A 22,234-nucleotide genomic window follows, 5' to 3' on the forward strand; every position below is an offset into this window, starting at 1 on the left:
TTATATTTTTCAAAAAGGAGCAGGAATATGGCAGAGCGTTTTTTCTTATATGATGATACGGAAGCTTCGAAAACAAGGTTCGTGAGCTTCGTTGGTGAAAACAATAGGTTCGACCTGGCCCTTATCCAGACTGGCCGGCATTACGGCAAAACGCTTGTCCTCGATATGCAGGGGAACAGATTCGCGATTATCGGCGAGGATGACCTGAAGGAGGAAGGGTATCTTGAGTACGCCTTCCAGCTTTCGGAAGAGGATGCGGAGGAGCTTCGTTCGTTTTTGGCAGAGATTGTGTAACTCGGTGTGTGCGGCTGCTTGATTTGGCCGCCGATTGATGGCATTGGCAAGGGGCAGCCGGGTTATGGCTGCCCCTTTTTTCCAAAAAAAAGATCATTTCTTGATTTTCTTAACGACGAAATAGGCGCACCCGAAGTTGCAGAATTCGTAAAGGTATTCGGTCAGGGTGCTGATTTTCGTGTCGAAGGTGGCTTTCTGGTTCTGGTCGTCGAAGAAGCCGCGGAGGCGGAGTTGCCCGTACCCCCAGTCGCCGACTATATAATCATACCTTGCTAGGATTTCGCTGTATCTGTCCTTGAAGGCATCTTCATTAAAACCGTTCCTGTAGTCCTCTATGACCTCGTAAGCAGTGTTGTTAACAATGATCATTCCTATCACCTCATTTGCAGGCAAATCTCTGTTTCCATTATAACCGATTCCCAACTAATTACTAACAGAAAATAACTTACGCATGGCAATACTTGTGGTAGGAGGTGTTGCGAATGAGGAAGGAGCTTTTGGCTGCGGGGCTGTGCGGGCTGCTGCTTGCGGGGTGCCAGGATAATCCGAAGGGGGACAATTATGGCGGCGTGAGCCATTTGCATCCCGATAACCGCCGGTCGGAGGTGTATGGGGACCGGGAAAATAAGAAGCGGCCAGACGAGTCTCAGAGATTTGGGTATTATCGGCACCAGAAGAGCCCTATTATGGGAGACCGGTCAAATGCGGAAAAGATGGCCGTCCTTAATAGGGAAAAAATCGCGAAGGACATCAGCCGGGTTAGTACAACACTGCCGAATGTGAATGATGCCGCGGTGCTTGTTACGGATGAAGAGGTGCTTATCGCTTATGATACGGATACAAATAACCGGGAACTGACGGCAGACCAAGTGAAGAGGACGGCATTGGCACGGGTCCCGCGATTTTTCCATGTGTATGTTTCGGACAACAAGAACTTGATGCGCGACGTTGAAACCCTTACAAGCTTGACCACGCAGGACGAGGATGCGGATGAGGCCATCGCCGCGGTGATTAAGGAGATGAAAAAATCCCCGCAGGGTGCAAGGGTCAATGCTTCGGAAAATGAAAATGGCGAGACTTCTGATGATATAAAGCGCGGGATGGATGGCGGAATGAGAAGGTGATAGGGCTTGAGGCGCTGCTGATGGATTGGTGGTTTATCTGTGAATCTCGCTGGACATGTGCCGAACGGCATTCAATGGAAGCGATAAAGGCATCCGCAGGTGCGGATGCCTTGTTTGGCTTGTGCTGTTTCGTTTGGTTTGTGGACTAAGCGGGAGTTACGCCTCGATGGCTTCGTTGCCCGCCGCTTCCGCCATCGCAGCCCGTGCTTTTGCAGCTGCGTTTACCTGCTCATCGGCATGGTATGAAGATCGGACAAGCGGGCCTGCTTCGCAATGACTGAATCCTTTGGAAAGGGCGATTTCCTTCAGTTCATTGAACTCGTCTGGCGTGTAGTATTTTTCGACTTTAAGGTGCTTTTTCGTCGGCTGCAAGTATTGGCCGATTGTCATAATGTCGACATTGTTGGCGCGAAGGTCGTCCATCACCTCAAGGATTTCTTCCCATGTTTCGCCTAAACCGATCATGAGGCTTGATTTTGTCGGGATGTCAGGCTGCATTTCGTTTGCCCTGCGCAAAAATTCGAGTGAACGGTCGTATGTAGCTCGTGCACGGACTCTCGGTGTGAGCCTCCTGACTGTTTCGATGTTGTGATTTAAAATATCCGGGCGGGCATCCATTAGCGTACGGAGGTTTTCTTCAACGCCGCCCATATCGGATGGAAGCACCTCGATGGTTGTGAACGGATTTTTACGGCGGATTGCACGGACTGTTTCCGCGAAAACCGCGGCTCCCCCGTCACGGAGGTCATCGCGGGCGACGGCTGTGATGACGGCATGCTTCAAATTCATCTGGAATACAGAGTCGGCTACGCGCTCCGGCTCCTGCAGATCTAGCTCGGTTGGCAGGCCTGTTTTGACGGCGCAAAAACGGCAGGCACGGGTACAGATGTCCCCAAGGATCATGAATGTGGCTGTCCGCCTGACCGCCCAGCACTCATGGATATTCGGGCAGCGCGCTTCCTCGCAAACCGTGTGGAGGTTTTTGCTGCGCATCATTTTCTTAAGCCCTGTGTAGTTTTCGTTTGTGTTCAATTTTATTTTCAGCCAATCAGGCTTTCGAAGAGGCCTGTTTCCTGTTGTCATGTCATCCACTCCATTGATTATGTACAGAATGCTATTCTCTTTTGAACTGTAACATACTCATGAAAGCCCTTCAAGATTAAGGCTTTCCATTGGCAATTATTGTACCTTATGAAGGGGAATTTAATGAGGCAAAATACAGAAAAAGCCGGGTCAAAAGGAGGGGACAATGTTTTGAGGATACTGTTATCGTCGCTGACGCTTTCACTGCTGCTGGCCATTTCGAGTATTGAAGGCGTTAGCGCCGCGGAAGTGGATTTGGATAAAATAAGGCTGCAGCTTTATAAAAAAACAGAGGCTGCAACCGGAATCCCTTGGTATTATATCGCTGCGGTTGACCGATACGAGCGAAATGTCCGACTTTCCCGAAAGGATTTGCCGGATCCGGAAGGGGCGATTTCGATTTATTTTTCGCCGGAAACATGGGCTGGAGCGGCGAACCCGAACCATGAGGACAAACATCCTGTTTCGATCGCGTTTTTTGGCGGAGCCGGAATTGACGGGAACGGGAACAGAAAAGCGAGCCGCTTTGAGGATGAGGACGTTCTACAAGCCTTTGCCAACCATGTCCTTAAGTACGGTTCCGATAACGAGAACTTCCGGATTGCACTCTGGGAGTATTACCACCGTGACAAAGCTGTCGGCATGATTATGGGCTTTGCAAAGGTATTCAATCATTATGGCCGGATTGACCTTGAAGGGAACGTATTCCCTGTCGCTGCCAGGAGCAGCCATGATTATAAAAACACATGGGGAGATGCGCGTGGCTGGGGTGGCCGCCGTATGCATGAAGGAACGGACATCTTTGCCGGCTACGGCGTTCCGGTCCGAGCGACAAGCTATGGAATCGTTGAAATGAAGGGCTGGAACCGGTTTGGCGGCTGGCGGATCGGAATTAGGGATTTGAACAATAATTATCACTATTACGCGCATATGAGCGGGTTTGCCAAAGATATTAAGGTTGGGGATGTTGTGGAACCGGGGAAGCTTATCGGAGGGGTCGGCAGTTCGGGATACGGGCCTCCTGGAACATCGGGAAAATTCCCTCCCCACCTGCACTACGGAATGTACAAGGACAATGGCTTTACGGAATGGGCATTTGATCCTTATCCGCACTTACGTAAGTGGGAGCGCTTGGACAAGAAGGCCAAACGAAGGTAGCGGGCGGCTTTCTTGTTTTTCTTTTGATGTTGGTTTTAGGGGTTAGTGTGGCCTCTTTTGGTTTTGAGTGACATCCTTTTTGGAGTTTTCACGATTGAAGTCACTCATTTGGATTTGAGTGACTACCTTTTTCGATTTTGGCCGGAATATGTCACTCATTCGGGTTTGAGTGACTTCCTTTTTCGATTTTGACCAAACAATGTCACTTATTTGAATTTGAGTGACTTCCTTTTTCGATTTTGGCCGGACTATGACTCTTATTTGGATTTGAGTGACTACCTATTTTGATTTTGACCAAACAATGTCACTCATTTGGATTTGAGTGACTTCCTTTTTGAATTTTTGCCGGACAATATCACTTATTTGGATTTGAGTGACTTCCTTTTTAGATTTTACCCAAACAATGTCACTCATTTGGGTTTGAGTGACTTCCTTTTTCGATTTTGACCAAACAATGTCACTCATTTGGATTTGAGTGACTTCCTTTTTCGATTTTGACCAAACAATGTCACTCATTTGGATTTGAGTGACTACCTTTTTCGATTTTGACCAAACAATGTCACTCATTTGGATTTGAGTGACTTCCTCAATGGATTTTCGCTCTTAGTTGTCACGAATCTGTGGCTTACATGACAACCAAACTGGATTTTGGCCAGCAGTTGTCACGAATCGAGGACTTACGTGACAACCAAACCGGATTTTAGCACTTGGTTGTCACGAATCGGACACTTGCGTGACAACTAAACCGGATTTAACCCTAGGTTGTCACGAATCGGGGACTTACGTGACAACCAAACCAAATTTTAACCCTAGGTTGTCACGAATCGGGGACTTACGTGACAACCAAACTGGATTTTGGCCTTCGGTTGTCACGAATCGAGAACTTGCATGACAACCAAACTGGATTTTGGCCTTCGGTTGTCACGAATCGGGGACTTACGTGACAACCAAACTGGATTTTAGCTCCTGGTTGTCACGAATCAAGGGTTTGTGTGACAACCAAACCGGATTTTTGCTCTTCGTTGTCACGAATCGGGGTCTGTGACAACTAAAGCGTATTATCCCTGTTGATGTCACGCACCCACATTCAAAAAAAGCCATTCCGGTCTGCCGGAATGGCTTTTCACTTATTTTAGTTTGCTTTTTTTGATTTTATTACCGCGTTCGCTATGCTTGCGACGAGGCCTCCCCATATGATGACCATACCAACGATCATCATTGCGATTGCATCTCCAGCCATAGTATTAAACCTCCCTTTCTTCAGGCACATTTAGGCTGTTCTTGCCCCAGCGCAGGGACATGAATACGAACCCTACCCCAACGGCTGCGATGGCAACTCCCCAGCCCGCGTATAAAAGGAACGATGTTGGGTAGCCTTCGTAATTTTCTTTTATATTTGTAATAAAGTTTTGCACCGCCATATAACCAAGGACAAGCGGGGTGATGATGGACAGGGAAATCTTCCACCAGTTCCCGATTCTCATATCGGAAATCGCGTTTGCGTGATCCTGCAAGTTCGTAAGCTTTCTGGCGACCCAGGCAACAAGGACGACTTCGACTAGGCCTGCGACTACAATACCAAAATGGTTGATGAAGTTGTCGACCGCATCAAGCAGATACAGGCCGCCACGTGTTGCATAAAGGATGGAAACCAGAGCGGAAAGTCCCCCGCCAATCATAACTGATTTTGTCCTTGATACGTTGAATTTGTCCTGGACCCCGGCGACGAACGTTTCAACTATTGAAATAAGCGATGTTAATCCCGCCAGGAAAAGGCAGGCAAAGAACAGAATCCCGAAAAACTGGTTGAACGCCGGGAACTCGTTGATGATTTGCGGGAATACGACAAATGCGAGGCCAATTCCCGAGTCAACGACCTCGTTAACGGCTATGCCTTGCTGCTGCGCCATGAAGCCGAGCGCGGCGAACACGCCAATACCAGCAAGCAATTCAAATCCGGAGTTTGCAAAGCCCGTAATGAATGCATTATTCGTCAGATCGGTTTTCTTTGGAAGATAGCTTGAGTACGTGACCATGATGGCAAAACCTATCGATAAGCTAAAGAAAATTTGTCCGTATGCGGCCACCCATACTTTAGGGTTCGAAATATCCTGCCAATTCGGTTTAAAGAAAGCATTTAGTCCTTCCACTGCCCCATCAAGGGAAATTGCGCGGACAACAATGATCAGGAATAGGATGACCAGGGTTGGAAGCATGAATTTGTTTGCTGCTTCAATCCCTTTTTTAACCCCTTTAAACATGATTCCAAGTGTCAATCCCCAAACGAGAAGCAATGGAATGATGACGCCAGGTACAAGGCCAATGAATTCCCCGGGATTCGGTGCGACCTTTAAGTACTCGTCCATAAGGAACGAGCCCGGATCCTTCCCCCATGAGAGGTTCACTGAAAACCAAGCATAGGACAGCGCCCATGCAATGATGATTGGATAGTACGTGGAAATGACAAACGAAATCGCGACCTGCCACCAGCCAAGCCATTCAAATTTTTTATTCAGCCTCGCGAATGTCAGCGGTGACGAACCTTTATACTTATGGCCAAGCGTAAATTCAAGAATGAGCAACGGAATCCCTGCAGTCAAGAGTGCGAACAGGTATGGGAGAAAGAACGCCCCTCCTCCATTTTCATACGCCACGGCCGGGAATCTCCAGATGTTCCCAAGTCCTACTGCAGAACCGATGGCAGCAAGGACGAATCCTGCGCGTGTTCCCCATTGCGGTCTATTTTCCATAAACAACTACCTCCATGCTTCTAAGATGAACAAATTAAAAATTTTTACTTTTCAGACTTTTAAAAATCATAAAGTTAGTATATGGATTCAGAGGTGGCTTGTCAACTAAAAAATTATTTTAGTATACTTTATTCCATGTATTTACATATTAAATGGATTTTACCAAAAAATTACCGGAATTAAGATAATAAAAGTAAAATAAAAGGGTTATTATAGGTAAAACGTCATGGTTCTTTTGGTTCTGAAAAAATAGGTTTAATAAATGATATTGCGTAATAGCAAAGGAACGGAAGAATATTATTTTATAAAAACATTCTTCGTTGGTTTACACCTTTGGAGGCGAAATGGTTGTGACCGGGAACGGTTGCCGCGCCGCCGAACGATTGTCATGGGCCCATTTTTCAAAAAAGAAAAGGCATTCATCCGTATTTGGATGGATGCCTTGATTAGTTAAATCATTCTTAGTAGCGCGTCCCGGCCGGACATGCCGGCGTGGATTCCCCGCTTTTCCGCTTCATGAGTGACGGATTCGAGCGGGGCGTTGAGCAGTTCGTCGATTGTCCTTACTCCTACCGCCCTTCCGGCAATGATTTTCCTGTCCCTTAGTTTCCGGTTTAACAGGCCAACGTCGAGCGCGCCGCACATGATGTAGCCGGAGTCGTTTGTGATAACGATGAGGGTCGTCTTGGGGAGTTTCACTGTGATTCCCAGGAACGTTTTTCCGGCTATTTCTAGTGGTGTTACGTCTATCATCCGCCCACTCCTTTCCCCTGTCCCTATTACTGTATGCGCGGGCAATGGGGGAGTGAACTTGTCCCGGAGCTGGTAAACTATCTTTCGGCGGTGGAAAGAATAAAATGCGCAAGCGCCTTTCGCATGGGAAAAGGCGCTTGTTTGTTTATAGCCGGTTCAGCTTCCACTCGAGGACGTCACGGAGGAATTCCGGCATGTAGTAGTATTTGCTGTCCGACCTGACGATTTGCGGGAAGAATCGGCCGAATGTGAACATGTCGGGGATGGCGACGATGTACTGTCGTTCAGGTTCGATCGTTTTCCCATCTATGAGGAAGTCCCTTTCCTTTTTGAGGATTTCAATCCGGTCATACACAAATTTGCCCATGACCGTCCCGCGGAAACCGAGCCCCTTTACCTCGACGTGAGGCATGCTTTCGTCAAGCGTCATGCGAAGGATTTCCTTCAGTTCGTCCCCTTCGAGCGTAACGGTGCAAGGGTTAATTGGATGTGGGCATATGGAAAGCAAATCAAATTTCGTGACATCGCCTTCAAGCGGCCCGAGGATCAGGCCGGCGTTTAGAAACGCGCAGTCGGCGTCGCACCATTCCCTTAACGCTTCGCATAAAATCTGCGGCAAATCCGAGTCGATGAAGAAATCGGCCGTCAGCGGCTCGACTTCGGCAACTTTTTTTTCGAGGAGGCTCCGGCCCATCTCAAATAGCGCTTCGGTTTCATCGAGCTCCCACCGCTCTGGTGGAGTCCCTTCGATTTTGTAAAGCCGTGCTGATTTGCTGCTGATTTGGCCGTTTTCAATCCCCAAAGTGACGTGCCCTGCAAAATTCCCGTATTTACCGGCCGCCGCCAGGAGCGTTCTGTTCACCAGTTTGCCCTCATGGAGAACATGATGGGTATGCCCGCCGAGGATTACATCGATTTCGGGAAACTCCCCGGCAATCTTTTCATCTTCATACAAGCCGAGATGCGAAAGGAGGATGATAACATCAGACTGTTCCTTCAAGCTTGGAAGCTGGCGCCTGAGTTCCTCGAACGGGTCAGTTAAACGCCAGCCCAGCAGCTTGTAAAAGAGCGAAAAATAGGCGGTTAGGCCAATGACTCCGACTCTCGTACCCGCTGCTGTCGTATAGATGTTGAAAGGTTTTGCCCAATCGGGGCGACGTCCATTTTTGTTGTAAAAGTTTGCGATGAGGACGTCGAAGGAATTTTCCGGATAAAGGTTATCTAGCCCTTCGTACGGAAGGGTAATTCCTTCGTTGTTGCCAATCGTGACGGCGGTGTAGCCCGCCTCTTCCAACAGCCCCGCGTTTCCTTTCCCCATTGTTCCTTCGGTGTACGGATGCCAGCGGTCAACATGGTCGCCGATGTCAAAAACAAAAACCTCCTCCCCTGCTTCCCGGTGCTTTTTGACTCGCTCCCGGATGAGGCGGCTGATTTTCGGCCAATGCTCGAAATGGCTGTGTAGGTCGTTTGTATGGTAAATATGTATCGTTTCCATCTGTCTGTTCGCTTCCTTTGTTTTTGCAGAAGGTACAAGCATACTTTTCGTGCGGTAACGAATTTACTGTCTCTTTGAGCGTATCCCTTTAATGACTTTGACTGAATCCGAATGGAGAAAGTCCTTATATTCGGGGCTATCTATCCCGTAAATTGCCACTTTACCATCATTGTCATAATGGATACCCCATCCATATGTTTTGACGAGCGGCGATGCCCGGAAACACGCCTTCGGTTTTGCAAAAAACTGTTCCCTCAGGCCATCCAATTCCGTTGAGCCGGAATGGTTCCTTTTGATATGCGTCTCGAATTGGACATCGTCCTGGGTAAACCGATACGGGTTATTTTTAATTAAATGATATTCTATCGAGGCCACTGTTTGCTTGTTGTTTTTCACGGACGGCTCCATTGCTTCGGTTGCCTTGCAATCTTCAGAAACTGTTATAAACGTGTTCCGGTAGCTCAAGTTGGGTACCCCCATTCACTCATTTGATTAAGCGGTAACGCCTTCATAGATAAGGCGCAAGCCGATAATGACAAGGATGATGCGCAAAATCAGGACAATTGTTTTGCTTTGCAGTCGCCCGTTCAGGAAAACGCCGATTTGTGCGCCAATCCAGGCGCCGGGAACAAGGGCGGCAGCATAGTGCCAGTGGATGTTCCCCAGTGTGATATGGGCGACCGAGCTGATGATTGAGGACAAAAAGATCATGAACATCGAAGTTGCCACGGCAACATGCGGTGGGAAAAAGAAAAGCAGAATCATCGCCGGCACCATGAGCGAACCCCCGCCAACGCCGAATATTCCGGAGATGAAGCCAATCGCCAGGGAAATGGCTATGCCGAGGAACGGATTGAATCCGTACTCGTGGATTTTCCCTCTATTGTCCGTATACGCCATCGCATAGCCGGAATCCTTTTTATACGGAAGCGGCTTGATCCGGTTCCGGAGGATCATGACGGCGGATACAAATAGGACGAACATGCCGAAGTAAAGATTAAAGGTATGCACATCAAGGCTTTTGACCATCCAAGCACCAAAAATTCCTCCCGGGGCGCTTCCGATCAGGAAAATGAGGCCGCTTTTATAGTCTACTGTTTTATGTTTGATATAGCCGACGGTCGAGGAGGCGCCGGTGAAAATCATTGTAAAAAGCGATGTTCCTACGATTTGCTGTGGCGTGATGTCCGGAAAGATGCCGAGCGTGCCGAGGTAGAGAAGCGCCGGAACAATGATAATTCCACCGCCGAGGCCGATGAGTGACCCAAGAGCGCTTGCCGCTATCCCAAGCAAAATAATGAATATCCATTCCATTTGTACGTCAATCCCCTACTGTTGCGCGCACCTGCCTACTGTTTGCGTGGTGTTTGCTGATTCCATATAAATTATCGTGAAGGCTCGCATGGGCCATTTTTTTAAAAAAAGCCGAGTGTTTTTAAAAAAGGTCCAGCTGCCGTGGTGCGAGGATGTCGTATTCAATGCCGAGGATTTCAATCATTTCCTTTGCGTTGCCCGCGGCGTCCCCGCCCGAATTGTTGTTGAACAGTACGTAAAGGTCTTTGCTTTGTTGCTGGAGCTGTTTCAGGTAGTTTGCCCATTGGGCCAGCTCCTCGCGGTTGTATTTATATAAATAGCGCACCTCGCGCCAGTTTTTCGCGTTTTTCTTTTGCCAGCCGTGCACGTTCCTGCCGTGGAACCGGACGAGCGTCTTGTCCGGGTGGGTCGCTTCCAGGACAATCGGGATTGATCCTGAGCCTGCCTGCGGCTCATCGCACACGGAGTGAATCCATTTTTCATTCCTGAGGAACTCAAGTGTCTGTTGGCGGAAAGCCGGTGAGTACCAGGATTGGTGCCTGAATTCAACAGCGCACGGAATGTCGCCCATCTCTGCTTTACAGAAACGCAAATAGTCGACGTTTTCCTTTTTGCAGTCAAACCATGGCGGGAATTGGAACAGGGCCATGGCAAGCTTGCCATGATCCAAATATGGATTGAGCGATTCCTTGAACGCGGCGAACATGTCCGTTTCTGTCTCGAACGGGCTGTCGCCTCGCTGGTGGCCGGTCATTCCCTGATAGGCTTTGACGATGAACTGGAAGTCGGCGGGCACCTGCTCAACCCATCTCGTTGAGTTCTTTATAGGCTGAATGGCATAAAACGCGGCATCGACCTCAACAACCGGAAAATGGCCCGCATATTCGCTTAGCTTCTCGCGGCCAGGCATCCCCGGCCTATAAAGGCTGTCATGGTCCCCCCACCCCGTCACTCCAATATAAATCATACAATCCCTCCAGTACCCATCATAGCACAATAGACCCAAAAACCACCTTTTTCACGTCTTTTTCCCGGGGCGGAGGAAAGTAAACACTGGGCTTTGTTTGCGGTTGGGGTTGGGGCGGGTAAAAACGAGGTGGCGTTCTTACAGCTTTGGCGGGATTTGGTCTTTGTGCGACACCTTTTCGGATATTACGTCAATCTTTGTCGCTCAAGCGGATTTGAGTGACACCTTTTCTTCTTTCGGGCAAATCTTTGTCGCTCAAACGGATTTGTGCGACACCTTTTCTTCTTTCGGACAAATCTTTGTCGCTCAAACGGATTTGAGTGACACCTTTTCAGGATTTCTACGAATCTTTGTCACTCAACAGAATTTGAGTGACTTTCTTTTCGAATTTTCCCCACAATGTCACTCAACAGGATTTGAGTGACTTCCTTTTCGAATTTTCCCCCAACAATGTCACTCAACGCGATTTGAGTGACTTCCTTTTCGGATTTTATCCACACAATGTCACTTAACGCGATTTGAGTGACTTCCTTTCCGAATTTTACCCGGACAATGTCACTCAACGCGATTTGAGTGACTTCCTTTTCGGATTTTACCCACACAATGTCACTCAACGCGATTTGAGTGACTTCCTTTTCGGATTTTACCCGCACAATGTCACTCAACGCGATTTGAGTGACTTCCTTTCCGAATTTTTCCCGGACTATGTCACTCAACGCGATTTGAGTGACTTCCTTTCCGGATTTTACCCGCACAAAGTCACTCAACTTTATCTGAGTGACTTCCTTTTCAAATTTTGAATGTCACTGAACGGGATTTGAAAGACACCTTTTCTCGATTTTACAATTCTTTGTCCGAACCCACCCACCCCGTATACCCGCGGCAAGCCCCTTTGCTTATCCCGAATCGTTTCTGGCCCCAGAGAAGAACCCTCCGTTAACAACGAAAAACCGCCTGCCCAAAGGACAGACGGTTTTAAAACAAGTTTATTAACCAATGGAGCCTTCCATCTCGAACTTGATGAGGCGGTTCATTTCAACCGCGTATTCCATTGGAAGTTCTTTCGTGAATGGCTCGATGAAGCCCATAACGATCATTTCGGTCGCTTCTTCTTCGGAGATTCCGCGGCTCATCAAATAGAAGAGCTGCTCTTCGGAAACCTTGGAAACCTTCGCTTCGTGCTCGAGCGAAATGTTATCATTCAGGATTTCGTTATATGGGATCGTATCCGAAGTCGATTTGTTGTCCATGATCAACGTGTCGCACTCGATGTTGGAACGGGCGCCGTCCGCTTTGCGTCCAAAGTGGACAATCCCGCGGTACGTAACCTTTCCGCCCTGCTTCGAGATTGATTTTGACACGATTGTCGATGACGTGTTAGGCGCCAAGTGGAGCATTTTCGCGCCCGCGTCCTGGTGCTGGCCCTTCCCTGCCAATGCGATCGAAAGAGTCAAACCGCGAGCACCCTCGCCGCGCAGGATGACTGCCGGATACTTCATTGTCAGCTTCGAGCCGATGTTGCCGTCGATCCATTCCATCGTTGCGTTCGCGTCACAAACCGCGCGCTTCGTAACGAGGTTATAAACGTTGTTCGCCCAGTTCTGGATCGTCGTATAACGGCAGTAGGCATCTTTCTTGATAATGATTTCCACGACCGCGCTGTGCAGCGAATTCGTCGTGTAGACAGGCGCCGTACAGCCTTCAACATAGTGTACATGGGCCCCTTCATCCACAATAATCAGTGTCCGTTCGAACTGCCCCATGTTTTCGGAGTTGATGCGGAAGTACGCCTGGAGCGGAGTATCGACCTTCACGCCTGGCGGTACGTAGATAAACGAGCCGCCGGACCAAACCGCCGAGTTCAATGCAGCGAACTTGTTGTCGGTCGGAGGGATAACCGTCGCCCAGTGCTTGCGGAAAATCTCTTCGTTTTCCTTAAGCGCGGAGTCGGTATCCTTAAAGACGATCCCAAGCTTTTCAAGGTCTTCCTGCATATTATGGTAAACAACTTCCGATTCGTACTGGGCGGAAACCCCAGCCAAGTACTTCTGTTCCGCTTCCGGGATGCCGAGCTTATCGAACGTCGCCTTGATTTCCTCAGGCACCTCATCCCAAGAGCGTTCAGTCTTTTCGGATGGCTTGACATAATAAGTGATTTCGTCGAAGTTCAACGAATTCAGGTCCCCACCCCACTGAGGCATCGGCATCTTGTAGAAATGCTCAAGCGATTTCAGGCGGAAATCGAGCATCCATTGCGGTTCTTCCTTCATTTTCGAAATTTCCTCAACGATCTCGCGCGTCAGCCCGCGCTTCGACCGGAAGATGGAAACGTCCCTGTCGGCAAAGCCATATTTATAATCACCGATTTCTGGCGCTTTTTTAGCCATCACCGTTTTCCTCCATTCTTAGGTTTTTAAAGGCCTTTTTTTGAAAAGGTGCTTTGCGCCAACGCACAGTACCGGAGGCCCGATATTGTTGCCCTGCACGCACACCGCTTCCGAAGGCTTTCAAACCTATTCTTTAGTAGCATCCGCGAGTCCCTTTTCCATTGCTTTCCATGCCAGTGTCGCGCATTTGATCCGCGCCGGGAACTTCGAAACGCCGGAGAGGGCTTCGATGTCGCCGAGGTCTAGATCGTCGTCGTAGTCTTTTCCCTGCATCATATCGGAGAAAATTTTCGACAGCTTGAGGGCGTCGTCGATTTTTTTCCCTTTAATTGCCTGCGTCATCATCGAAGCGGAAGACATCGAAATCGAGCAGCCTTCCCCTTCGAACTTCGCATTCGTTACAATTCCGTCTTCAACGTTCATCGTCAGCTGGATCCGGTCGCCACAAGTTGGGTTATTCATATTGACAGTCAGGCTGCCATCCTCGATTACCCCTTTGTTGCGTGGGTTTTTGTAGTGGTCCATGATCACCTGGCGGTAAAGCTGATCCAAGTTATTAGAAGACATCGCTGAAATACTCCTTTGTTTTGACAAGTCCGTCAACGAGCCTGTCAACATCTTCTTCCGTGTTGTACAAATACATGCTTGCCCTTGCCGTGGCCGAAGCCTTCAGCCACCTCATCAGCACCTGGGCGCAGTGGTGGCCCGCACGGACGGCAACGCCTTCCGCGTCAAGGACAGTGGCGACATCGTGCGGGTGGACGTCATTGATATTGAAGGTCACGATGCCAGTGCGCTTGGCAGGATCCGTTGAGCCGTAAATCTTCATTCCTTCGATTCGGGACATCTTGTCAAGCGCGTAGGCGCCGAGCCTTCGGTCATGTGCGTCGATATTGTCCATACCGATTTCCTGCAAAAAGTCGATGGCAGCGCCAAGTCCGATGGCGCCCGCGATGATCGGGGTACCAGCCTCGAACTTCCACGGCAGCTCTTTCCAGGTCGACTCGAAATCATGGACGAAATCGATCATTTCGCCGCCAAATTCAATCGGCTCCATGTTTTCCAAAAGGTCCTTTTTCCCGTATAATACCCCAATTCCAGTCGGTCCGCACATTTTATGGCCGGAAAAAGCAAAGAAATCGCAATCCAAATCCTGGACATCCACCTTCATATGGGGTGCGCTCTGGGCGCCGTCGACGACCATGACCGCGCCATTTTCATGGGCGATTTTGGCGATTTCCTTGACCGGGTTCACTACACCGAGTACGTTGGAAATATGGACGACGGAAACGATTTTCGTGTTTTTCGTAATCGTCTTCCGCGCATCATCGAGGGAAATCGTGCCGTCTTCCTGAAGAGGCATGTATTTCAGTGTGGCGCCGGTCCGTTTTGCGGCCTGCTGCCACGGTATGATGTTGCTGTGGTGTTCCATCGGGGTAATGACGATTTCATCGCCTTCCCGTAAATTCGCCGTGCCAAAGCTGTGGGCAACAAGGTTTAGTGCTGTCGTCGTCCCGCGCATGAATATGATTTCCTGGGTCGATTTGGCATTGATGAACTTTCGCGCTTTTTCCCTGGCCCCTTCAAAGGCGTCAGTCGCCTTCGTGCCGAGCGTATGGACCCCGCGGTGGACGTTGGAATTATATTCGCGATAGTATTTGTCAAGCGCTTCAATGACCTGAACCGGCTTTTGGGAAGTCGCGCCGCTGTCAAGGTAGACGAGCGGCTTTCCGTTTACTTCCTGGTTCAAAATTGGAAACAGCTGGCGGATTTCGGCTGAATTCATCATCTTACTTTCCTCTCAATCACTTCGGTCAGCTGCTTTTTGACCCCTTCAATCGGCAGCTGGTTGACGACCGGCGCAAGGAAGCCGTGAATGACAAGGCGTTCTGCCTCCGATTTCGGAACTCCCCTGCTCATCAGGTAGTACAGCTGGATTGGGTCGACACGGCCGACAGAAGCTGCGTGGCCCGCGGTAACATCGTCTTCATCGATCAAGAGAATTGGGTTCGCGTCTCCGCGCGCTTTTTCGCTAAGCATCAGGACACGTGATTCCTGAACGGCATTCGATTTGGTCGCGCCATGCTCGATTTTGCCGATACCGTTGAAAATCGACGTTGCGCTGTCCTTCATGACGCCATGCTTCAGGATAAAACCTTCTGTATTTTTACCAAAATGGACAATCTGTGTTGTAAAGTTCTGAACTTGTTCCCCGCGCCCGACAACGACTGTTTTCAGGTCGCCGTGGGAACCGTCGCCGACAAGGTTCGTCACGTTGTCGGAAATCGTGTTGCCATCGTTCATCAGGCCAAGCGCCCAGTCGATCCTTGCATCCCTGCCAGTGACGCCGCGGCGGTTTACATAAGTCGTAATGCCTTTGGCCAGAGTGTCAACCGCCCCGTATTGGAGGCGTGCGTTCGTGCCAAGGACAGCTTCGCTGACGATATTGAACACGCCTTGTCCATCGACAGTTGAAATGTAGTTTTCAACATATGTCGCCGAGCTGTTGTCGTCAACAACGACAATGACATGGTTGAACAGGTTCGTTTCGGCATTATCATGGAGATAAACAGCCTGGATTGGCTCGCTTACTTCAAGGTTTTTAGGAATGTACAGGAACGCGCCTCCGTTCATCAATGCCGCATGCAGCGCTGTGAGGCGGTGCTCGTCAACCTGGACGGCCTGGTTCATGAAGTAACGGCGCAGCAGGTCGCCATGCTCCTTCGCTGCCGTGAAAATATCGGTAAACACAACGCCCTGATCCTTTAGATCCTGTGACAGGGAAAGATAGGCCGGCGTGTTGTTCCTCTGGATATATAGGTTCTTTTGGCCTTCGATATCGACAAGCGCCTTTACATCATCGGAAAGGTCATTCAGGGATGTGAAAGGTTCGCTTTCGACTGTGTGGCGTTCGAACTGCGTAAAGTTCCACTTATCAATCTTTGTTTTATCGGGCCTTGGCATTGGCAGAGAATCGAGGCTGGCAAAAGCCTTCAGACGCAATTCCTCAAGCCATGCCGGTTCGGCCTTATCTTTTGAAAAAGAGCTGATGAACTCTTTGTCAAAAGGCAAAATGGTTTCAGTAGTCATCTCTAGTCCCCCTAATGCTTATGCTTCTTGGCCGACAGTTTCATCTTCAATGCCAAGCTCTTGCTTGATCCACTCGTATCCTTCCGCCTCAAGGCGCTTCGCAAGTTCCGGTCCGCCCGATTTTACAATACGGCCCTGCATCATAACATGCACATGGTCCGGGGTAATGTAGTTTAGAAGGCGCTGATAGTGTGTAATAATTAAACAACCGAACTCTTCGCCACGCATTTGATTGATTCCTTTGGATACGACCTTCAACGCGTCGATATCCAGACCGGAGTCGATCTCGTCAAGAATGGCAATTTTCGGCTCAAGCATCATGAGCTGAAGGATTTCGTTCCGCTTCTTTTCACCGCCGGAGAAACCTTCATTCAGGTAGCGCTGGGCCATGTCCTGGTCCATTTCAAGGAAGTCCATTTGGGAGTCCATCTGGCGGATGAATTTCATTAATGAAATTTCATTGCCTTCGCCCCTGCGGCTGTTGATGGCTGAACGTAAAAAATCGGCATTGGTTACGCCGCTGATTTCGCTTGGATATTGCATCGCAAGGAAAAGCCCCGCACGCGCGCGCTCGTCAACTTCCATTTCAAGGACGTCATCGCCGTCAAGCGTAATGGAACCACTTGTTATTTCATATTTAGGATGTCCCATAATCGCGGAAGAGAGAGTCGATTTCCCTGTTCCGTTAGGGCCCATGATCGCATGGATTTCCCCGCCTTTTACTTCAAGGTTTACACCCTTCAAAATTTCTTTCCCTTCGATCGAGACATGAAGATCTTTGATCGTTAAAGTTGATCCACCCATATCAATACCTCCGCTACTAATGAGGAAGTCTGCCCGGCTAAATTGCGGAAACTTCCATTCTCATTTTATTCTCATTCCAATCTTATAACAAATCAAATGTGTTAGCAACCCTCTAAACCGAATGTTTCGGCGCTATCGGATTGTCACTGAACCAGGCAGAATGAGAATTTCCCTTTCGATTTTTCAAGGGTATTGTCCCCTTGCCCGGACAGCTTCATGTATACACGCTTTAACAATAGCTTAAAAAAAGCCGAAAAGCCAATGATACGGTCCACTGGCTCTCCGGCTTTCTTCCTATTATATAGTATGTCCATCCCGCAAGAAGGTGTTCCCATCCGGGAGCGCCTTCTTTCAGGGTTTTTTTTCCTAGAAAATTTTCCGCTCTATATCCGCAATCATCCGCTGGCTTTTCACATATTCCCTCTCGCGGCGCTGCTCAACCTCCATCCGCACGTCATGCTTTAGCTTGTACTCCTCGTACCCAACCCCATGAGATCCTTGCATCGCTTTCTCCATCTCGGATGTATACCTCATGTTAAGCTTTTCCACAAATAAAACGTCCTTTCGTTTACCCATTGCGTTTGGTTTTTGTAAAATGGCCATTGACTCTTGCATTGAATTTCTCCGACTTTAAGTGTATACCCTTGGACATTTTATAAAAACAAATTTCCGGACGGTAAAGGGAGGAACTTGTGGAAAAATGTTCCTGTTGGGGGTAGGAATGAAGATAGTATCAATCTCAAAACTCCTTCAAAACTGTCTTCATAGCTCCGATGTTGATTGAGGTCTCTTCCAATTGCCATTACGGAAGGATTATCTTTTTACTGCTTCAGCTGGTTGAGTTCGTCGATTGCTTCCTGGACGAGGGTGACGCCTTGGCTCATGGCAGCGCCGCCGCCGAATGCCGCAGTGACGCCGACTGTTTCAAGAATTTCATCCTCGGACGCCCCTTGGTCAAGGCAGCCTTTCAGGTGATAAATGATACAATATTCATCCTGCGCGTGAAGGGAAACGCCAAGCGCAATCAGGTGCTTGTCCTTTTGGGAGAGGGCGCCTTCCTTAAAGCATTCCTCTGTGAACGCGTTGTACAGGCGCGCTATTTCGGGCATTTTTTTCGTAAAGACGCCAAGGCCAGCTTTATATTCGTATAATGCTTCTTCAGTTGAATTTTTGGGCTCGTGAAAATGTTCCATTTCTTCCACTCCTAACGATTCATTGTCCTCGTTAGTATGAAGAAATGGCCGGGGAAGTATGCGTATTGACGGCAGGCTTCCATCCAAGGATAAACAAAAAACGGCCCCCATTTAGAATGGGGGCCACCAAATTAGAAGTATCACATTTTTCCTAAGGAAAGCCGGTCCGCAAGCCGATTATTCGGATACCGGAACGACTGAGCCTTTGTACTTTTCAAGAATGAAGTCCTGAATTTCCTTGGAGTGCAGGACTTCCAAAAGAGTTTTGATTTTGTCGCTGTTTTCATCGCCTTTGTTGACAGCGATGATGTTGACGTATGGTGAATCAGATTCTTCAATGGCAATTGAATCTTCAATTGGGTTCAGGCCTGTGTCAATTGCATAGTTCGAGTTGATGAGCACTGCATCGCCTTCACCTTGGTTGTAGATTTGCGGCAGAAGCTTTGCTTCGTATTTCGCATCGAATTTAAGGTTTTTAGGGTTTTCAACGATGTCTTCAACAGTCGCTTCAACTTTGTTAACGCCATCTTTCAGCTTGATTAGCCCTTTGCTTTCTAGCATGGAAAGGATGCGGCCATGGTCAGGAACAGAGCTGCTCACAATAATGTGCGCGCCATCTGGCAAATCATCAAGGCTCTTGTATTTCTTGGAATAAACGCCGATCGGCTCAATGTGGACTCCGCCAGCGTTGGCAAAATCATAGCCATTTTCCTTGATTTGAGCTTCAAAATATGGAATGTGCTGGAAGAAGTTAGCATCAAGTTCCTTTGCGTCCAATGCTTTGTTAGGAAGAACATAGTCCGTAAATGTTTTGATTTCAAGGTCGATGCCTTTTTCTTTTAAAATCGGCTTCGCTTCTTCAAGAATCTCAGCATGCGGTACGTTTGTAGCGCCAACAACGAGTTTGTTGTCGTCTTCCTTTTTGTCGCTTCCCGCTTTGTTGTCATCGGAGCTGCCGCAAGCAGCGAGTACGAGGACAAGGGCGAATGTTAAAAGTGTTCCAAGCCATTTTTTCATGTTCTCTTCTCCTTTGTTGTAAGTAAACTATCAGCCGCGCGGACTGAGGGATTTATCTTTTATCCAATTTACGGGTAATCGTATCCCCGATTAATTGAATGATAAAAACAATAATTAGGATGATGATAGTTGCCATAACTGTTACGTCATTGCGGCTTCTCTGGAAGCCTTCAAGGTAAGCAAGGTTTCCAAGTCCTCCAGCGCCAATCGCGCCGGCCATTGCCGTGTAGCTGACAAGGGCGATCGCTGTAACGGTAATTCCGGAAACAAGCGCCGGCATTGATTCGGGCAATAGCACTTTCCAAATAATCGTCCAGGTTGACGCGCCCATTGATTTGGCCGCTTCGATGACACCTTTATCAATTTCACGCAGCCCAATTTCAACCATCCTCGCGTAAAACGGCGCCGAACCGATAATGAGTGCCGGCAATGCGGCATTTTCCCCTATCATGGACCCGACTACGAAAACCGTGAACGGGATGAGCAGGACAATCAGGATGATGAAAGGAATTGAACGGAAGACATTCACAAAAGCTGCAATGATTTTATTAATGAATGCATTTTCCCAAAGGTTGCCCTTCCCAGTAAGGAAGAGAAGCAATCCAAGGATGATGCCGAGGACAAATGTAACTGCAACGGATATGCTCGTCATGTAAAGCGTTTCACGTGTTGCCGCCCACATATTTTCCCAGACGACATTCGGGAAATAGGTTTCAAGCATTCGCAATCACCTCCACGCCTACCTGCTGGGAATTAATATATTCCAGCGCCTTTCCGAGTTCGCTTTCCGGTCCATCAAGATGAAGGAACAGAGTACCGTAGGATCCGCTTTGCGTTTGTGAGATCTTTCCCTGCAAAATATTGGCCGTTATATCAAACTTCCTGATCAAGTTTGTGATAAGAGGCTGTTCAGTCGCCTCGCCGACAAATGTGAGCTGGATGACCTTTCCGGATGGAAGGCGTTCGAGTAGATGCTCTACCGCATCCTTTGTTTCCTCAGGCTCCGTTACCTGCTGGACGAATCGCTTCGTTATTGGCTGCTGTGGATTCTTAAAGACATCCAGCACCGGGCCGAGCTCAACGATTCTTCCGCTCTCCATAACGGCGACGCGGTGGCAGATTTTCCTGATAACATGCATTTCGTGGGTAATCAGGACAATCGTCAAACCGAGCCGCTTGTTAATGTCGACCAACAGGTCAAGAATCGAATCCGTCGTCTGCGGATCGAGAGCGGATGTCGCTTCGTCGCAAAGCAAGACCTTTGGGTTATTCGCAAGCGCCCTAGCAATGCCGACACGCTGCTTTTGCCCGCCGCTTAATTGTGACGGGTACGCATTTTCCCTGCCCTCAAGGCCGACAAGCTTAATTAGCTCATCGACACGCTTTTTGCGCTTCGGCCCCGAAATTCCGGCAATTTCAAGCGGAAACGCGATGTTTTCCCGGACTGTGCGTGACCAAAGAAGATTGAAATGCTGGAAAATCATTGAGATTTCCTGGCGTGCCTTCCTAAGCTCTCTTCCCGAAATTTTCGAGATTTCACGGCCTGCAATCGTTATGGATCCTTCGGTTGGGCTTTCTAGCCTGTTCAGCATCCGGATCAACGTACTTTTGCCGGCGCCGCTGTACCCGATAACGCCGAAGATTTCCCCTTCGCGTATATCGAGATTGACATTATCAACCGCTGTCAGTGTCCCATGTTTTGAAGGAAAGCTTTTTCTGACATTTTTTATCGAAATCATCGAATCACCTTCTTTACACCCATTTACCCATCATGCAGGGCAGCAATCATGCCTTGTTCTATCTAATCCTATCGTTTGAATATACAAAAGGATTCATTCCGAAAAAAGTAAAAAGCCTTTCTGCAACCGGGCAGAAAGGCATAATAAACATTTATCCTTTCTCCCATCTCCCAAAGCGAACGCTTTGTGTGAATTGGCACCATTTCACAGAAATCATCCTGTGACGGTTGCCGGGCTTCATCGGGCACATCCCTCCACCTCTCTTGATAAGAGTAGCTAAGCTATTCAATTAATCACGATTGCTATCGTATCATGGCGAAATTAAGGTGTCAATAAAGAAGTTTTTGAACTAGGGCCGGAAATATCAGGCAGGATTGCACAATGGAAAATCATCTACAATCCCCTAAAAATAAAAACCCGCTCCATAAGAAGAGGGGCTATCTCCTCTTATCTTTACAGGGAGTCTCCCTGCTGGAATTGGCACCGTGCTTTCACCGGTTGCCGGGCATCATTGGGCCATTCCCTCCGCCTCTCTTGATAAGAATTATAAAATTTTTAGAATCTTGCCAAAGATTTAATGAAAGTTTATCTTAATACATAATTCCCGTCAATAGGGAATTTTTTCAAACTCATTTTCCTTTGCCAAAAGAAAGATCGATTCAAGCTTCAGCACAGTGCGGAAAGACGCATCGATATTTATTGCCCGATGATTGAGCAGATCGCGTATTCTTTTCGTGCCGCAAAGCAGTTCGCTGATAGCTTCAGGGCTTCCCGTGATGTTTGCAAGCAAGGGTTTGCTTAGGATCTCACCGTTTGAAACAATCGCCTTACCGTCCCCAAACTCCACAAGAGAACCTCCAATTTGTATATAAACCGTCTGGCTGCTGCCAAATAAAGAATGGATATGCGGCTTTTTATTAAAATTGGCACAGAACCGATGAATCTGCTCAATCATTGTGAATCCCCCCTGCTTACTTAATTCATTTCCGGAAGTAGGAATCCTCCATTATTCGTTCGACAAAATCTTCATAAGCAGGCTTCTTTTGTGTTTTTTTCAAAAAAATCC

General features: G+C 48.3%; 25 protein-coding genes and 2 riboswitches. Of the genes, 3 read left to right on the plus strand and 22 right to left on the minus strand.

Annotated features, from left to right (window positions below):
• Window positions 1-27: 27 nt before the first annotated feature.
• Window positions 28-294 carry a DUF3055 domain-containing protein gene (locus V1499_RS17465; RefSeq protein WP_409271149.1) on the plus strand — a complete coding sequence of 89 codons (267 nt, stop codon included), beginning with the start codon at window positions 28-30 and terminating at the stop codon, window positions 292-294.
• A 93-nt stretch (window positions 295-387) separates the two neighbouring features.
• Here the strand turns inward: V1499_RS17465 and V1499_RS17470 are convergent, their stop codons facing one another.
• Window positions 388-663 carry a YutD family protein gene (locus V1499_RS17470; protein WP_115452050.1) on the minus strand — a complete coding sequence of 92 codons (276 nt, stop codon included), beginning with the start codon at window positions 661-663 and terminating at the stop codon, window positions 388-390.
• Window positions 664-776: 113 nt separating this feature from the next.
• On the opposite strand from V1499_RS17470, the gene V1499_RS17475 reads away from it, so the two are divergent.
• A complete protein-coding gene (locus tag V1499_RS17475; protein ID WP_409271151.1) occupies window positions 777-1,418 on the plus strand; it encodes a YhcN/YlaJ family sporulation lipoprotein in 642 nt (213 codons plus the stop codon).
• 156 nt (window positions 1,419-1,574) lie between these two features.
• Here the strand turns inward: V1499_RS17475 and lipA are convergent, their stop codons facing one another.
• Window positions 1,575-2,501 carry a lipoyl synthase gene (lipA, locus tag V1499_RS17480; RefSeq protein ID WP_409271152.1) on the minus strand — a complete coding sequence of 309 codons (927 nt, stop codon included), beginning with the start codon at window positions 2,499-2,501 and terminating at the stop codon, window positions 1,575-1,577.
• A gap of 123 nt (window positions 2,502-2,624) precedes the next feature.
• On the opposite strand from lipA, the gene V1499_RS17485 reads away from it, so the two are divergent.
• Window positions 2,625-3,659, plus strand: coding sequence for a M23 family metallopeptidase (locus V1499_RS17485; RefSeq protein ID WP_409271154.1), 1,035 nt, complete (start codon window positions 2,625-2,627; stop codon window positions 3,657-3,659).
• 279 nt (window positions 3,660-3,938) lie between these two features.
• On the opposite strand, the gene V1499_RS17490 is transcribed toward V1499_RS17485, so the two are convergent.
• From V1499_RS17490 to V1499_RS17585, 20 genes are all read right to left on the minus strand, one after another.
• On the minus strand, window positions 3,939-4,226 hold the full coding sequence (locus tag V1499_RS17490) for a hypothetical protein (protein WP_409271155.1): 288 nt from the start codon (window positions 4,224-4,226) through the stop codon (window positions 3,939-3,941).
• A 565-nt stretch (window positions 4,227-4,791) separates the two neighbouring features.
• Window positions 4,792-4,899, minus strand: a complete 108-nt coding sequence (locus V1499_RS17495; protein ID WP_409271157.1) for a methionine/alanine import family NSS transporter small subunit — start codon at window positions 4,897-4,899, stop codon at window positions 4,792-4,794.
• Between the two features lie 4 nt (window positions 4,900-4,903).
• Window positions 4,904-6,409, minus strand: a complete 1,506-nt coding sequence (locus tag V1499_RS17500) for a sodium-dependent transporter (protein ID WP_409271159.1) — start codon at window positions 6,407-6,409, stop codon at window positions 4,904-4,906.
• Window positions 6,410-6,859: 450 nt separating this feature from the next.
• Window positions 6,860-7,162: a YunC family protein gene (locus V1499_RS17505; protein ID WP_409271160.1), complete on the minus strand. Its 303-nt coding sequence runs from the start codon at window positions 7,160-7,162 to the stop codon at window positions 6,860-6,862.
• A gap of 145 nt (window positions 7,163-7,307) precedes the next feature.
• Window positions 7,308-8,657 carry a bifunctional metallophosphatase/5'-nucleotidase gene (locus V1499_RS17510; RefSeq protein WP_409271162.1) on the minus strand — a complete coding sequence of 450 codons (1,350 nt, stop codon included), beginning with the start codon at window positions 8,655-8,657 and terminating at the stop codon, window positions 7,308-7,310.
• Window positions 8,658-8,720: 63 nt separating this feature from the next.
• A complete protein-coding gene (locus tag V1499_RS17515; protein WP_409271164.1) occupies window positions 8,721-9,122 on the minus strand; it encodes a DUF6157 family protein in 402 nt (133 codons plus the stop codon).
• Window positions 9,123-9,149: 27 nt separating this feature from the next.
• Window positions 9,150-9,971, minus strand: coding sequence for a sulfite exporter TauE/SafE family protein (locus V1499_RS17520; protein WP_409271166.1), 822 nt, complete (start codon window positions 9,969-9,971; stop codon window positions 9,150-9,152).
• Between the two features lie 121 nt (window positions 9,972-10,092).
• Window positions 10,093-10,938 (minus strand): DUF72 domain-containing protein, encoded by an 846-nt coding sequence (locus V1499_RS17525; RefSeq protein WP_409271167.1) that lies wholly within the window; start codon window positions 10,936-10,938, stop codon window positions 10,093-10,095.
• A gap of 353 nt (window positions 10,939-11,291) precedes the next feature.
• The gene (locus tag V1499_RS17530) at window positions 11,292-11,705 is read right to left on the minus strand and encodes a hypothetical protein (RefSeq protein WP_409271169.1); all 414 of its coding nucleotides are present in this window, start codon (window positions 11,703-11,705) and stop codon (window positions 11,292-11,294) included.
• A 222-nt stretch (window positions 11,706-11,927) separates the two neighbouring features.
• On the minus strand, window positions 11,928-13,325 hold the full coding sequence (gene sufB / locus V1499_RS17535) for a Fe-S cluster assembly protein SufB (RefSeq protein ID WP_409271171.1): 1,398 nt from the start codon (window positions 13,323-13,325) through the stop codon (window positions 11,928-11,930).
• Between the two features lie 126 nt (window positions 13,326-13,451).
• Complete coding sequence (gene sufU, locus V1499_RS17540) at window positions 13,452-13,892, minus strand: Fe-S cluster assembly sulfur transfer protein SufU (RefSeq protein ID WP_409271173.1); 441 nt, start codon at window positions 13,890-13,892, stop codon at window positions 13,452-13,454.
• A complete protein-coding gene (locus tag V1499_RS17545) occupies window positions 13,882-15,111 on the minus strand; it encodes a cysteine desulfurase (RefSeq protein WP_409276329.1) in 1,230 nt (409 codons plus the stop codon). Before V1499_RS17545 ends, sufU begins: the two co-directional genes overlap by 11 nt.
• Window positions 15,111-16,415 (minus strand): Fe-S cluster assembly protein SufD, encoded by a 1,305-nt coding sequence (gene sufD, locus V1499_RS17550; protein ID WP_409271174.1) that lies wholly within the window; start codon window positions 16,413-16,415, stop codon window positions 15,111-15,113. The genes V1499_RS17545 and sufD overlap by 1 nt, the downstream gene beginning before the upstream one ends.
• Before the next feature lie 18 nt (window positions 16,416-16,433).
• Window positions 16,434-17,219: a Fe-S cluster assembly ATPase SufC gene (sufC, locus tag V1499_RS17555; protein WP_409271176.1), complete on the minus strand. Its 786-nt coding sequence runs from the start codon at window positions 17,217-17,219 to the stop codon at window positions 16,434-16,436.
• A gap of 366 nt (window positions 17,220-17,585) precedes the next feature.
• Window positions 17,586-17,834, minus strand: coding sequence for a hypothetical protein (locus V1499_RS17560; protein ID WP_409271178.1), 249 nt, complete (start codon window positions 17,832-17,834; stop codon window positions 17,586-17,588).
• 206 nt (window positions 17,835-18,040) lie between these two features.
• Window positions 18,041-18,412 (minus strand): carboxymuconolactone decarboxylase family protein, encoded by a 372-nt coding sequence (locus V1499_RS17565; protein ID WP_409271180.1) that lies wholly within the window; start codon window positions 18,410-18,412, stop codon window positions 18,041-18,043.
• A 177-nt stretch (window positions 18,413-18,589) separates the two neighbouring features.
• Window positions 18,590-19,429, minus strand: a complete 840-nt coding sequence (locus tag V1499_RS17570) for a MetQ/NlpA family ABC transporter substrate-binding protein (protein ID WP_409271182.1) — start codon at window positions 19,427-19,429, stop codon at window positions 18,590-18,592.
• Between the two features lie 52 nt (window positions 19,430-19,481).
• Window positions 19,482-20,150, minus strand: a complete 669-nt coding sequence (locus tag V1499_RS17575) for a methionine ABC transporter permease (protein WP_316571529.1) — start codon at window positions 20,148-20,150, stop codon at window positions 19,482-19,484.
• Entirely contained in the window at window positions 20,143-21,168 is a 1,026-nt protein-coding gene (locus tag V1499_RS17580; protein ID WP_409271185.1) for a methionine ABC transporter ATP-binding protein, read from the minus strand. Before V1499_RS17580 ends, V1499_RS17575 begins: the two co-directional genes overlap by 8 nt.
• A gap of 160 nt (window positions 21,169-21,328) precedes the next feature.
• Window positions 21,329-21,441: riboswitch (SAM riboswitch) on the minus strand.
• A 171-nt stretch (window positions 21,442-21,612) separates the two neighbouring features.
• Window positions 21,613-21,712: riboswitch (SAM riboswitch) on the minus strand.
• Window positions 21,713-21,775: 63 nt separating this feature from the next.
• Window positions 21,776-22,123, minus strand: coding sequence for a hypothetical protein (locus tag V1499_RS17585; protein ID WP_409271187.1), 348 nt, complete (start codon window positions 22,121-22,123; stop codon window positions 21,776-21,778).
• Between the last annotated feature and the right edge of the window lie 111 nt (window positions 22,124-22,234).

Source organism: Neobacillus oceani (assembly GCF_046237595.1).
GTDB lineage: Bacteria > Bacillota > Bacilli > Bacillales > Cytobacillaceae > Bacillus_D > Bacillus_D oceani.